We start from the raw sequence: 12,893 nt of genomic DNA on the forward strand, positions 1-12,893 counted from the left end.
TTCACCATTTAATCATTGGTTCGATCGACCTTCGGGACGGACGGATCAGCGGTTAAATGGTCGAGGTATCACTAAGCTGAATAAAATAGGCTTTGGTGAAGCGAACCCGGAGAACTGAAACATCTCAGTACCCGGAGGAAAAGACATCAACCGAGATTCCGTTAGTAGTGGCGAGCGAACGCGGACCAGGCCAGCGCCTGGGATATAATTAGCAGAACGCTCTGGAAAGTGCGGCCATAGCGGGTGACAGCCCCGTATGCGAAAATGATATTCCAGGACTTGAGTAGGGCGGAGCACGTGAAACTCTGTCTGAACATGGGGGGACCACCCTCCAAGCCTAAATACTCGTACATGACCGATAGTGAACCAGTACCGTGAGGGAAAGGTGAAAAGCACCCCGATGAGGGGAGTGAAACAGTACCTGAAACCGGATGCCTACAAGCAGTGGGAGGGTCCCAATATCTTCGGATAGGCGAGACCTGACCGCGTACCTCTTGCATAATGGGTCTGTGACTTAGTGTATCAAGCAAGCTTAAGCCGTTAGGTGTAGGCGCAGCGAAAGCGAGTCTGAATAGGGCGACCATAGTTTGATGCATTAGACCCGAAACCCGGCGATCTATGCATGACCAGGTTGAAGGTGCGGTAACACGCACTGGAGGACCGAACCGTTCAATGTTGAAAAATTGTCGGATGAGTTGTGCTTAGGGGTGAAAGGCCAATCAAGCCGGGAAATAGCTGGTTCTCCGCGAAATCTATTGAGGTAGAGCGTCGGATGATTGCCGTTGGGGGTAGAGCACTGGATGGTTGCGGGGGTCGCGAGATCTACCAACACTAACCAAACTCCGAATACCAACGAGTCTAGTCCGGCAGACAGACGGCGGGTGCTAAGGTCCGTCGTCAAAAGGGAAACAGCCCTAACCTACAGCTAAGGTCCCCAAGTCATCACTAAGTGGGAAAGCATGTGGGATTTCCAAAACAACCAGGAGGTTGGCTTAGAAGCAGCCATCCTTTAAAGAAAGCGTAACAGCTCACTGGTCTAAACAAGAGATCCTGCGGCGAAGATGTAACGGGGCTAAAGTGATGCACCGAAGCTTAGGGTTCAGTCTTTGACTGAGCGGTAGCGGAGCGTTCCGTAGGCCGTTGAAGCGGGAGGGTAACCGACCGTGGAGGTATCGGAAGTGCGAATGCAGACATGAGTAGCGATTAACAGTGTGAGATGCACTGTCGCCGAAATTCCAAGGGTTCCTGCTTAAAGCTAATCTGAGCAGGGTAAGCCGGCCCCTAAGACGAGCCCGAAGGGGGTAGTCGATGGGAACCACGTTAATATTCGTGGGCCTGGAGGTGTGTGACGGATGGCGTAAATGGTCTGGGCTTATTGGATTGCTCCAGGCTGTGAAGTTGTCCCAGGAAATAGCCCCTCCGTATAGACCGTACCCTAAACCGACACAGGTGGAATGGTAGAGTATACCAAGGCGTTTGAGAGAAGTATCCTGAAGGAACTCGGCAAATTGCCTCCGTACCTTCGGAAGAAGGAGGCCCCACATAAGCGCAAGCTCTTGTGGGGGGCACAGGCCAGGGGGTAGCGACTGTTTAGCAAAAACACAGGGCTCTGCTAAGTCGGCTTCAAGACGACGTATAGGGCCTGACGCCTGCCCGGTGCCTGAAGGTTAAGAGGAGGAGTGCAAGCTCTGAATTGAAGCCCAGGTAAACGGCGGCCGTAACTATAACGGTCCTAAGGTAGCGAAATTCCTTGTCGGGTAAGTTCCGACCTGCACGAATGGCGTAACGACTTCCCCACTGTCTCCAGGATATGCTCAGCGAAATTGAATTCTCCGTGAAGATGCGGAGTACCCGCGGTTAGACGGAAAGACCCCGTGCACCTTTACTGCAACTTCAGAGTGGCATTAGGAAAGAGCTGTGTAGCATAGGTGGGAGGCTTTGAAGCATCGACGCCAGTTGATGTGGAGCCATAGGTGAAATACCACCCTGCTGTTTTCTGATGTCTAACCTCGTACCGTTATCCGGTACAGGGACCCTCTGTGGTGGGTAGTTTGACTGGGGCGGTCGCCTCCTAAAGAGTAACGGAGGCGCGCGATGGTGGGCTCAGGACGGTTGGAAACCGTCTGTTAGAGTGCAATGGCATAAGCCCGCCTGACTGCGAGACTGACAAGTCGAGCAGAGACGAAAGTCGGTCATAGTGATCCGGTGGTCCCTCGTGGAAGGGCCATCGCTCAACGGATAAAAGGTACGCCGGGGATAACAGGCTGATGATTCCCAAGAGCTCATATCGACGGAATCGTTTGGCACCTCGATGTCGGCTCATCACATCCTGGGGCTGGAGCAGGTCCCAAGGGTTTGGCTGTTCGCCAATTAAAGTGGTACGTGAGCTGGGTTCAGAACGTCGCGAGACAGTTTGGTCCCTATCTGCCGTGGGCGTCGAAATTTGAGAGGAGTTGACCCTAGTACGAGAGGACCGGGTTGAACATACCTCTGGTGTACCAGTCGTTCCGCCAGGAGCGCAGCTGGGTAGCTATGTATGGACGGGATAACCGCTGAAAGCATCTAAGCGGGAAGCCTCCCTCAAGATAAGATTTCTCAGGACGGTCGAAGACCACGACCTTGATAGATCGGATGTGGAAGTGCGGTAACGCATGAAGCTAACCGATACTAATTGTCCTATTCGCGCTTAAACGGTTCACTTGTGAACCGCAGAGTCCCACCATCAACGACAATGCTGGTCTCCAGCGCATGTCAGCGATCGGTCGGTTGTTAAGCCAGCCCGGATATACGCTTACAAAACATACACCAAACGCGGCTGTTGCCGTGTTTGGCAAGCAAATACTCATGTGCACGGCATCGATCAAAAACCCATATATGCGCCAGCTTCATTGCTTGGTGACCATAGCGTCTGTGACCCACCCGATCCCATCCCGAACTCGGCCGTGAAACCAGTCTGCGCCGATGGTACTATTGCTCAAGCACTGGAAGAGTAGGGCGTCGCCAGGCATTGAAGCTCGCGCATATATCGGAAACAAAAACCCATTCATAACGTCTCATAAAAGGGCGACCCAAAAGGTCGCCCTTTTACCGTTGGTGACGCGGGATGAAGCAGCCCGCCGTCAGACCGCAAAAGCGGGATGACAAGCAAAAATGCTTCGCAGGCTGCAAAACGCAGCCCATGTTGGTGACGCGGGATGGAGCAGCCCGGTAGCTCGTCAGGCTCATAACCTGAAGGTCGTAGGTTCAAATCCTACTCCCGCAACCAACATAAAGCATTACCGAACGCAGCGTGCTGAGGCTTTGCGCCGCCCCCGTAAAAGCGGGGGCCATCGCACCACACAACCCCGCCCACAAAGCGGGGTTTTTTATCGCCTGCTCTTCGCGCCATCGGCAGATGGAAAGGCGGCCCATCCAGCCGCCTCACCATCCACCCCATCACCGGTCAGCGCCTTCCAGCTGCCGACTGAAATACACCAGCTGCATCGCCTGCAACCGCGCGCCCTGCGCTATGTCCGCGTCCCCGCTATGCCCGCCGGCCGTGTCTTCGTAGAAATAATAGGGCAGCCCATAATCCTTAAGCCGCGCCGCGAATTTCCGGGCATGTTGCGGACCGACCCGGTCGTCCTTGGTTGTCGTCCAGATATACGGCATCGGATATTTCAACTCGCGGCGGATGTTCGCATAGGGCGAAATCTTTTCCAGAAACGCCTTCTCCTCCGGCACCGCTACGCTGCCATATTCGTCGACCCAGGACGCGCCGGCCGCGATCTGCTCGTAGCGCACCATATCCAGCAAAGGCACCTGGATCGTTACCGCGTTCCAGAGGTCGGGATGCTGGTTGAACGCCACCCCCATCAACAGGCCGCCGTTGGACCCGCCATAGATACCGAATTTCCTGGGCGACGATAATTTGCGCGCAAAAATATCCTGCGCCACCGCCGCGAAATCATCATAGATGATCTGCCGCTTGGTCTTCAGTCCCGCCTCATGCCAGGCCGGGCCGAACTCGCCACCGCCACGGATATTGGCCAGCACGAAACTGTTGCCCCGTTCCAGCCACAGCTTGCCGGTGATCGCCGCATAGCTGGGCGTCATCGGCACCTCGAATCCGCCATAGGCGGTCATGATCGTCGGGGTGGAGCCGTCCGGCTTCATATCCTTGCGGTGAACGATGAAATAGGGGATTTTCGTCCCGTCGGTCGATGTCGCCTCGAACTGATCGACCGCCAGGCCAGCGGCATCGAACCGCGCAGGCATCGCCTTCACCTGGCGCGGCGCGGCGGGGTTTGCCGCGTCGATCGCCCAGAGCGTCGTCGGCGCCAGGAAGCCGGCGACCGACAGATAGGCCTTGTCGCTCTTGTGAGTGGCGGTCGCGATCGAGATGGTCGCATTGTCGGGCAGGGCGACGGGCGTCGTCGTCCACCTGTCCTTGCCCGGCGTCAGCACCTGCACTCGTCCGCGCACATTGTCGTTGATGGCCAGGATCACCCGGTCCTTCGTCGCCGTCACCCCATCGATCGACTGGCGCGCATTGGGCGCGAACAGAATTTGCGGCTTCAATGTCTCGCCGGATTGCAGCGCCTTCAAGGGCACCGCCGCCAGCGATCCCGTCGGTACGCTCACGCCGCCACTGGCCCAGTCCTGACTGGTCTGAATCAGCACCTGACCCTGTACCATGCCCTGCAACTGGCTCTTGGCCGGCAGGGGGAGCTTCTTCACGCCATCGGCGGTGACGAGATAGGTTTCGTTGCCGAAAAAGGTGATGCCGCGATAGAGGAAAGCGGCGCGATTACCCGCGCCATCCGACAGGACCATGGGAAACGTCCCGACCTGATCGCTGGGCGCGCCGCGATAGATTTCCTGTGCGGAGGACAACGGCTGCCCGCGCTTCAATGTCTTCACCACGAAGGGATAGCCCGACGCCGTCATGCTGCCCCCCTGTGCATCGGCGCCCCAATCGCGGGCGAGCAGGATCGTGTCCTTGTCCAGCCAGTCCTCATTCTGTTTGGAGGTGGGAATGGCGAACCCGCCCTCCACGAACTGCCCGGTCACCAGATCGAACTCGCGCAGGGTCACGGCATCCTCGCCGCCATCGGACAAATGGATCAGCGCCAGCCGCTCGTCGGGGTCCAGGATGGATGCGCCCTTCCACACCCATTTCTTGCCATCGGCCTTCGACAGCGCGTCCAGGTCCAGCACCGTCGTCCAGCGCGGCGCATCGGTCGCATAATCAGCCTCGCTGGTATAGCGCCATATGCCCTGCGGATGATCGGTGTCGCGCCAGACATTATAGACCCGGCCGTGGATCAGCATCGGCATGGCGATCCGGTCCTTGGCCGATGCGATCGCCAACGCATCCTTGAAATAACCGGCATAGCGCGGATCGCCTTGCAGGGTCGCGACCGTCGCCTTATTCTCCGCCTCCACCCATTGCATTGCGCGGGGGCCGGTCCAATCCTCCAGCCATAGGAACGGGTCGTCCGCCGGGGCAGGGGCCGAAACAGGCGAAGGGGGCGCGCCGGCGCCGGTCAACAAAGCCGCAGTCACCAACAATAAAATCCTCTTTTTCACGACCCGTCCTCCTTTGGCCGGCCCATCCGTCCCTGCCGATAGCGCCGCCGCAACCGCGCGCCCGCGACCAGCAGGGGTAACGCGCCCAGCATCAACAGGCTCCCGATAAACGTGGGCGACCAGCCCCACAGGCTGTGCAGGCCAAAGGCGGCAGGCGCCATCAGCAGCAGGAAGCCGAGCGTCAGCAACCACAGCCCCCAGCGCCGCGGCCGCACCGCGACCATGCGCATCTCGCGCCGCCAGGCCTTGCGGCCCGCTTTGGTGGACAGATCCGGGGGCGGTGGGGTGTCGAACATATGGTGCTGGACCTTGTGGCCGTTCGTCCCTATCCTGTCCAGCATCCCCGGGGGACCGTCCATAGACGGTTGAGAGGCGGTTGATTGGACCGCGACCCGTTGAACCTGATCTGGTTGAGACCGGCGTAGGGAGGGACGGCTTGTTGGACCAGCAGACCGCACCCGCCCGTCGCCCTTGTGAAGAGGCGAAGAAAGGCGGACCCATGGACACAATTTCGGTTCTGACCCTGCGCCTGGCGGAGATTATCGGCCTCTACATGATCGTCATCGGCCTGGGCGGACTGGCGAGTCCGCAGCGCTGGCGCGCGGTGATGGATGATCTCAACCGGTCGCCGGGCCTGGTCGTCGCACTGGGCTTCGCCGTCTTTGCTGTCGGCGCGACCCTGGTGCTGGTTCACAGCATCTGGACCGACCCGCTCGCCATTATCGTCAGCCTGGTCGGCTATGTCGCCCTGATCGAAGGCGCGACCTTGCTCGCCGTACCCGGTCCGCTCATCCGCATCGGCCACTGGTCGACGAATTTCATCCGCACCTGGGCACTGATCGCCCTGATACTCGGTCTTCTCCTCTTCCTCGCAGGCCTTACCGGCCGCGCCACGCTTTCCGTCTGAAAGGTATCCTCATGGCAGATGTCCCCGCCCGCACCGAAATGCGCGTCACTACCGGCCCCATTCGCGGGTCGAAAAAAATCCATGTCGGCCCGCTCAAGGTCGCGATGCGCGAAATCCATCTGGAACCGGGTAGCGGCGAGCCGCCGGTCCGTGTCTATGACACGTCCGGTCCCTATAGCGACCCGGACGCCCGTATCGACATCATGGCCGGCCTGCCCCAGTTGCGCCGCGACTGGATCATGGCGCGCGGCGATGTTGAGGAATATGATGCGCGCGCAATCAAGCCGGAGGATAACGGCCTGAAAGGCCCCGACAGGTCCGGCGGCGTCCAGCCCTTCCCGAACCTGGTCAAGCGCCCGCTGCGCGCCAAGCCCTCCGCCAACGTCTCCCAGATGCACTATGCCCGCCGCGGCATCATCACGCCGGAAATGGAATATGTGGCGGAGCGCGAGAATCTCGGCCGCGCCCGCCTCGCCGAATATGTCCGCGACGGCGAAAGCTTCGGCGCGTCCATCCCCGACTATGTGACGCCCGAATTTGTCCGCGACGAAATCGCCCGCGGCCGCGCCATCATCCCCAATAATATCAACCACCCCGAATCCGAACCGATGGCGATCGGCCGCAATTTCCTGGTCAAGATCAACGCCAATATCGGCAACAGCGCCGTCGCCTCCGACGTCGCCTCCGAAGTCGACAAGCTGGTCTGGTCGATCCGCTGGGGCGCGGACACCGTCATGGACCTGTCCACCGGCCGCAACATCCACGACACGCGCGAATGGATCCTGCGCAATTCGCCCGTGCCGATCGGCACCGTGCCCATCTATCAGGCATTGGAAAAGGTCGGCGGCGTCGCCGAAGACCTGACCTGGGAGATTTTCCGCGACACGCTGATCGAGCAGGCCGAGCAGGGCGTCGATTATTTCACCATCCATGCGGGCGTCCGCCTCGCCTATATCCCCATGGCGGCCAAGCGTGTCACTGGCATCGTTTCGCGCGGCGGCTCGATCATGGCGAAATGGTGCCTCGCCCATCACAAGGAAAGCTTCCTCTACGAGCATTTCGACGACATCACGGAGATCATGAAGGCCTATGACATCGCCTACAGCCTGGGCGACGGCCTGCGCCCCGGATCGATCGCCGACGCCAATGACGAAGCGCAATTCTCCGAACTCTACACGCTGGGCGAATTGACCCACCGCGCCTGGAAACAGGATGTGCAGGTGATGATCGAAGGGCCGGGCCATGTGCCCATGCACAAGATCAAGGAGAATATGGACAAGCAGCTACAGGTCTGCGGCGAAGCGCCCTTCTACACGCTGGGGCCGCTCACCACCGATATCGCGCCGGGTTATGACCATATCACGTCGGGCATCGGCGCGGCGATGATCGGCTGGTACGGCACGGCGATGCTCTGCTATGTCACGCCCAAGGAGCATCTGGGCCTGCCCGACCGTGACGATGTGAAGGTCGGCGTCGTGACGTACAAACTCGCCGCCCACGCCGCCGACCTGGCCAAGGGCCACCCGGCCGCCAGGGTTCGCGACGATGCCTTGAGCCGCGCCCGTTTCGAATTCCGCTGGCGCGACCAGTTCAACCTGTCGCTCGACCCCGAAACGGCCGAACAATATCACGACCAGACGCTGCCGGCCGAAGGGGCGAAGAGCGCCCATTTCTGCTCCATGTGCGGCCCCAAATTCTGCTCGATGCAGATCAGCCAGGAAGTCCGCGATTTCGCCGCCAAACAGAACCAGAGCGTCGAAGGCTTCATCGCCACCGGCCCCACCGGCGCGCAAACCGCCGCCGCCAGCAAGGCGGCCGCGCTCAAGGGCATGGAAGAGATGAGTAAAGTCTTCAAGGACAGCGGCAGCGAGCTGTATATGGGCGCTGGCGGCAGGGAGCATGATTGATGCGTGAGCTTTAGTTCGCGCCTCTGACGCTAATGTCTGCGGTAGGTGGCTCGGCCTCATTATAGGGGATATGCTGATACCGACCATCTTCCGCTTCGATGGCTATCGCTTCTACTTCTACAGCCATGAGCCGAACGAGCCGCCCCATGTCCATATCGACAAGGGCGGCTCGTCGATGAAAGTCTGGCTCGAACCGGTTGCGATGGCGAAGAACACCGGCTTTCGTCGGTCGGAGATCAATGGCATAATAGCCATGGTCGCGGCGCATCGCAGTCGGTTGCTGGAGGCATGGCATGAATATTTCGGCTAGGATCACCGACGAGCGCGTGGCCGATGTCCGCTGCGACGATGACAGCCTGATCGTCGACTTGATGGACGGCCGCACCATTTCCGTGCCTTTGGCATGGTATCCGCGCCTGGCCCAAGCCGCGCCTGCTCAGCGGAAGATATGGGAAGTCGCCGGTGGCGGTTATGGCATCCATTGGCCAGAGATTGACGAAGATTTGAGTACGGAAGGTTTGCTCAGAGGTGCGCCAGCACCAAAGCGATAAGCAATGTCGTGGGTTTCTACGATGAACCCTGATTGATCCGGGCACTCCACCATGTTATAACCCCCGTATGAACACGCCCCTCAAAATCACGAAGATCGGCAACAGCGCCGGGGTGATCCTGCCCAAGGAGTTGTTGGCGCATCTTAACGCCGCTGCCGGGGATAGCCTCTCCGTCGTCGTCACCCCGCGCGGGATCGAACTGTCGGCCGCCGAGCCGGACTTCGATGCGCAGATGGCGGCCGCGCGTGATGTGATGGCGCGACGCAAGCGGGCGCTGCGCGAACTCGCCAAATAATGGCGCAGGATGATTGGGTCTGGGTCACGCTGGCCGTGGCGATGGCCGCCCATGCCGAACAGATCGCCGAACATGGCGGAGGAGGCGACGCGATGCGCGATCGCGGTCTGTTCGAAAGCGCCATGGCCCGGCTGCAGCAACTCGCCCATTATGGTGATCCCGATGCTGCCGCACTGGCCGCCGCCTATGCCTATGGCCTGGCGCGCAACCACCCGTTCGTTGATGGCAACAAGCGGATTGCGGCGGTGGTCAGCGAAACCTTCCTGCTGCTGAATGGCTATAGTCTGGATGCGACCGACGCCGAACTGGTCGTCGCCTTCCTCGACTTGGCGGCGGATTCGCTTTCGGAAGAAGACCTGGCCGACTGGTTCCGCCAGCATCTTCGTCCCGCCTGAATCCTATTTGCTTCCAATGTAGGATTTCGTCTGGTTTATCCTGTCGGATGGAACAGAAACCCGCATCCCCCGCCGCTCGCGCGCACTGGACTCCGGCCCGGCAGCGCCTCTTCCTCACCACCCTGTTCGAATGTGGCAGCGTCGCCCGCGCGGCGCGCGCGGCGGGCATGTCGCCGTCCAGCGCGCATCGCCTGCGTCGTCGGCTGGCCGGCACCGCCTTCGACCGGGACTGGAGCCATGCGCTGACGCTGTATGCCCGCGCCCTTGCCGATCCGATCGCCGGCCATCTTCACGCGCCAGCGTCGGCGCATGGCTGATGCCTGGCCGGGGCATGGCCAGGGCAGGGCGCCCGCATCGGCATGGCGTCGCGCCACGCGATCATGACACGACAGGCGCGTCGCGGGCGCGTCATGGGTCGGCGCATTGTGGCGTCACTGACGCCTATCGGTGGCATGGCAGGCGCGTCGCGCGGGCGACATGGGCGCAATCGGTCCGAAAAGGCCGACAACGGTGTGAACTTCGCCCTATGACCTATCTGCGTCGCTGCGCGCGGTCAGCCTTCCAGCACGCGCACGCTGCGCCGCTTCTTCCAGTTCAGCGATACGCTGATCCGTTGTTCCAGCCGGCCGTCCCATGTGGTGCTCAGCCCCTGCGCCTCCAGCGCGGCGACGATCCGGTGGCCCATGGCGATCGCGGCCTCCTCGCCCTGTTCGCACGCGCCATAGTTCAGATAGAGGCCATGGCCTTCCACCGCGGACTCGGTGTCCTGCATGTGGAAAAAGGCATAGCCTTCCACCGCCACGCCCTCATCCTGCGCCGCCTCGATCTCGTCCCAGATCTCGGTCGCGCCGCATGTGCCGCAGCAGGTGAAATTCTGCCGTGCGACCACGCCCTGTTCCTCCAGCGCGGAAAACGCGGCGTCCAGCCGGTCGCAATCGGTCGTCTCGGACCAGGCCTGTTCGGCGGCGCGATGCTCGGCCAGCGCCACGCGCAACGCCGCCGACGCTTCGACGCGCAGCAGCGGCCGGGGCAGTTCCTCCTCGAACATGTCGTTTGCATTGGTCAATATCGCGTCATCGTCGAAAAAGCCGCCCGCGACGTCGCGCCGCACCAGGTCGCGCAACGCGGCGACCGGGTCGTAACTGGCCTCCAATGTCGGCTGCGGCGCTTTGCGTTCCGGGCGATCGGCTTTGTTTCCGAAAATCCGATTCCATAATGACCCGAACATGCGCCTGCCTTGCCTCCTGCGATGCGCCTCGACCGGCCCATCATGCCCCGCGTTGTCGCAAAGGAAAAGGGGGCAGGCGTCGCTTTGTGCCGACAGCGCGTCCTTCCGCCACGGCGCGGGCGCGATCGGCGCTGCTCCGATGGCTGGATCATCCCATTGGATTGCCGCGCCAAAGCGACTACATAGCGGCCAATGCCCCCCGATACCGCTTCTTCCGCGCCGATCCCGCCCGTCTGGGCGACCTTGCGCCGCTTCCTCCCCTATCTCTGGCCTGCGGACTCCGCCGCGCTGCGCCGCCGGGTCGCCCTCGCCATGGGGCTGGTGCTGCTGGCGAAGGCCGTCAGCCTCGCCATGCCCTTCGCCTACAAGGCCGCGATCGACCGGATGGCGCCGGGGCTGGAGCCGGCTGTCGGCCTCGCCATGGCGCTGGTCGCGGTCTATGCCGGTGCGCGTTTCGGCAGCGTGCTGTTCGACAATCTGCGCAACGCCGTGTTCGAAAAGGTCGGGCAGGAAGCCGGGCGGCGGCTGGCGGACGACGTGTTCGTCCATCTCCATCGCCTGTCTTTGCGCTTCCATCTCGACCGCCGCACTGGCGCCGTCACCAAGATCGTGGAGCGCGGGACCAAGAGCATCGACACGATGCTCTATTTCCTGCTGTTCAATATCGCCCCGACCGTGCTGGAGCTGGTCGCGGTCTGCGCCATCTTCTTCGTCAAGTTCGGCCCCGGCCTGGTCATCGCGACGCTCGTCATGGTGGCGCTCTATATCGGCTTCACCCGCACCGTCACCGAATGGCGCAACCAGTTGCGCCGCGACATGGTGGATATGGACACCAATGCCGTCGCCCATGCCGTAGACAGCCTGCTCAATTTCGAGACGGTCAAATATTTCGGCGCCGAACAGCGCGAAGCCACCCGCTACGGCACGGCGATGCGCCGCTATGCCCAGGCGGCGGTGAAGAGCGAAAACAGCCTGGCCTGGCTCAATATCGGCCAGTCGCTCATCACCAACCTGATGATGGCAGGGGCCATGGCCTATACCGTCTGGGGCTGGAGCAAGGGGCAGTTCACCACCGGCGACGTGGTGCTGGTCAATACGCTGCTGTCCCAGCTGTTCCGCCCGCTCGACCTGCTCGGCATGGTCTATCGCACCATCCGCCAGGGGCTGATCGACATGGAGGCGATGTACAAGCTGATCGACACGCCGCAGGAAATCGCCGACGTCCCCGGCGCGGCTATGCTTGATGCCCATGGCGGCGCCGTGCGCTTCGACCATGTCCGCTTCGGCTACGACCCGGAACGCGAAATCCTGCACGATGTCAGCTTTACCGTCCCGGCTGGCAAGACGCTGGCGATCGTTGGCCCGTCCGGCGCAGGCAAGTCCACCATCGCCCGCATCCTGTTCCGCTTCTACGATATCCAGAGCGGTCAGGTGTCGATCGACGGGCAGGACATAGCGGGGGTCACGCAACAGTCGCTGCGCGCCGCGATCGGCATCGTGCCGCAGGACATGGTGCTGTTCAACGACACGGTCGGCTATAATATCGGCTATGGCCGCGAAGGGGCGACCCAGGAAGAGATAGAGGCCGCGGCGAAGGCGGCGTCGATCCACGACTTCATCCTCAGCTTGGCGCGCGGCTATGACACCCGCGTCGGCGAACGCGGCCTCAAATTGTCGGGCGGCGAAAAACAGCGCGTCGCAATCGCCCGCACCTTGCTCAAAGACCCGCCGGTGCTGGTGCTGGACGAAGCGACCAGCGCGCTCGACAGCCGCACCGAAACGGAAATCCAGACCGTGCTGCGCGACATCAGCCGCAAACGCACGACTTTGGTGGTGGCGCATCGCCTGTCGACCGTGGTCGACGCGGACGAGATCATCGTGCTGGACAAGGGCGTCATCGTCGAACGCGGCCGCCATGCCGATCTGGTTCGCTCAGACGGCCTCTACGCTCTGATGTGGAACCGCCAGGCGGCGGAGCGGGAGCAGATGCCAAGCGAGCCGGGCATCGGGGATATGTTCGAAGTGGTGACGCCCTGAGG

General features: G+C 61.4%; 11 protein-coding genes, 1 tRNA gene, 2 rRNA genes and 1 riboswitch (1 of these 15 cut by a window edge). Of the genes, 11 read left to right on the top strand and 3 right to left on the bottom strand.

Annotated features, from left to right (window positions below):
• From V473_RS00020 to V473_RS00030, 3 genes are all read left to right on the top strand, one after another.
• Positions 1-2,690, top strand: a 23S ribosomal RNA gene (locus tag V473_RS00020) (it extends 131 nt beyond the left edge of the window).
• A 201-nt stretch (positions 2,691-2,891) separates the two neighbouring features.
• A 5S ribosomal RNA gene (rrf, locus tag V473_RS00025) occupies positions 2,892-3,006 on the top strand.
• Between the two features lie 182 nt (positions 3,007-3,188).
• Positions 3,189-3,265 (top strand) — tRNA-Met (locus V473_RS00030).
• Positions 3,266-3,435: 170 nt separating this feature from the next.
• On the opposite strand, the gene V473_RS00035 is transcribed toward V473_RS00030, so the two are convergent.
• Both V473_RS00035 and V473_RS00040 read right to left on the bottom strand, forming a co-directional pair.
• On the bottom strand, positions 3,436-5,571 hold the full coding sequence (locus V473_RS00035; protein ID WP_066598959.1) for a prolyl oligopeptidase family serine peptidase: 2,136 nt from the start codon (positions 5,569-5,571) through the stop codon (positions 3,436-3,438).
• Entirely contained in the window at positions 5,568-5,912 is a 345-nt protein-coding gene (locus V473_RS00040) for a hypothetical protein (protein WP_244884315.1), read from the bottom strand. The genes V473_RS00035 and V473_RS00040 overlap by 4 nt, the downstream gene beginning before the upstream one ends.
• Positions 5,906-6,016, top strand: a riboswitch (TPP riboswitch). (Overlaps the previous gene by 7 nt.)
• Before the next feature lie 54 nt (positions 6,017-6,070).
• Here V473_RS00040 and V473_RS00045 point away from each other — a divergent pair.
• From V473_RS00045 to V473_RS00075, 7 genes are all read left to right on the top strand, one after another.
• Positions 6,071-6,478, top strand: a complete 408-nt coding sequence (locus V473_RS00045) for a DUF2065 family protein (RefSeq protein ID WP_066598964.1) — start codon at positions 6,071-6,073, stop codon at positions 6,476-6,478.
• A gap of 11 nt (positions 6,479-6,489) precedes the next feature.
• Positions 6,490-8,385, top strand: coding sequence for a phosphomethylpyrimidine synthase ThiC (gene thiC, locus V473_RS00050; protein ID WP_066598968.1), 1,896 nt, complete (start codon positions 6,490-6,492; stop codon positions 8,383-8,385).
• Between the two features lie 70 nt (positions 8,386-8,455).
• Positions 8,456-8,695 carry a DUF4160 domain-containing protein gene (locus V473_RS00055; protein WP_242496119.1) on the top strand — a complete coding sequence of 80 codons (240 nt, stop codon included), beginning with the start codon at positions 8,456-8,458 and terminating at the stop codon, positions 8,693-8,695.
• Entirely contained in the window at positions 8,679-8,936 is a 258-nt protein-coding gene (locus tag V473_RS00060; protein ID WP_066598971.1) for a DUF2442 domain-containing protein, read from the top strand. The genes V473_RS00055 and V473_RS00060 overlap by 17 nt, the downstream gene beginning before the upstream one ends.
• Positions 8,937-9,003: 67 nt before the next feature.
• Complete coding sequence (locus V473_RS00065) at positions 9,004-9,231, top strand: AbrB/MazE/SpoVT family DNA-binding domain-containing protein (RefSeq protein ID WP_066598973.1); 228 nt, start codon at positions 9,004-9,006, stop codon at positions 9,229-9,231.
• Positions 9,231-9,626 carry a type II toxin-antitoxin system death-on-curing family toxin gene (locus V473_RS00070; protein ID WP_066598977.1) on the top strand — a complete coding sequence of 132 codons (396 nt, stop codon included), beginning with the start codon at positions 9,231-9,233 and terminating at the stop codon, positions 9,624-9,626. Before V473_RS00065 ends, V473_RS00070 begins: the two co-directional genes overlap by 1 nt.
• Positions 9,627-9,673: 47 nt before the next feature.
• Positions 9,674-9,943, top strand: coding sequence for a hypothetical protein (locus V473_RS00075; RefSeq protein WP_066598979.1), 270 nt, complete (start codon positions 9,674-9,676; stop codon positions 9,941-9,943).
• 236 nt (positions 9,944-10,179) lie between these two features.
• On the opposite strand, the gene V473_RS00080 is transcribed toward V473_RS00075, so the two are convergent.
• Positions 10,180-10,854 carry a DUF6891 domain-containing protein gene (locus tag V473_RS00080; RefSeq protein ID WP_066598980.1) on the bottom strand — a complete coding sequence of 225 codons (675 nt, stop codon included), beginning with the start codon at positions 10,852-10,854 and terminating at the stop codon, positions 10,180-10,182.
• Positions 10,855-11,046: 192 nt separating this feature from the next.
• On the opposite strand from V473_RS00080, the gene V473_RS00085 reads away from it, so the two are divergent.
• Positions 11,047-12,891, top strand: a complete 1,845-nt coding sequence (locus tag V473_RS00085; RefSeq protein ID WP_066598981.1) for an ABCB family ABC transporter ATP-binding protein/permease — start codon at positions 11,047-11,049, stop codon at positions 12,889-12,891.
• Positions 12,892-12,893 lie beyond the last annotated feature (2 nt).

The sequence above is a fragment of the Sphingobium cupriresistens LL01 genome (assembly GCF_001046645.1).
Classification (GTDB): Bacteria; Pseudomonadota; Alphaproteobacteria; order Sphingomonadales; family Sphingomonadaceae; genus Sphingobium; species Sphingobium cupriresistens.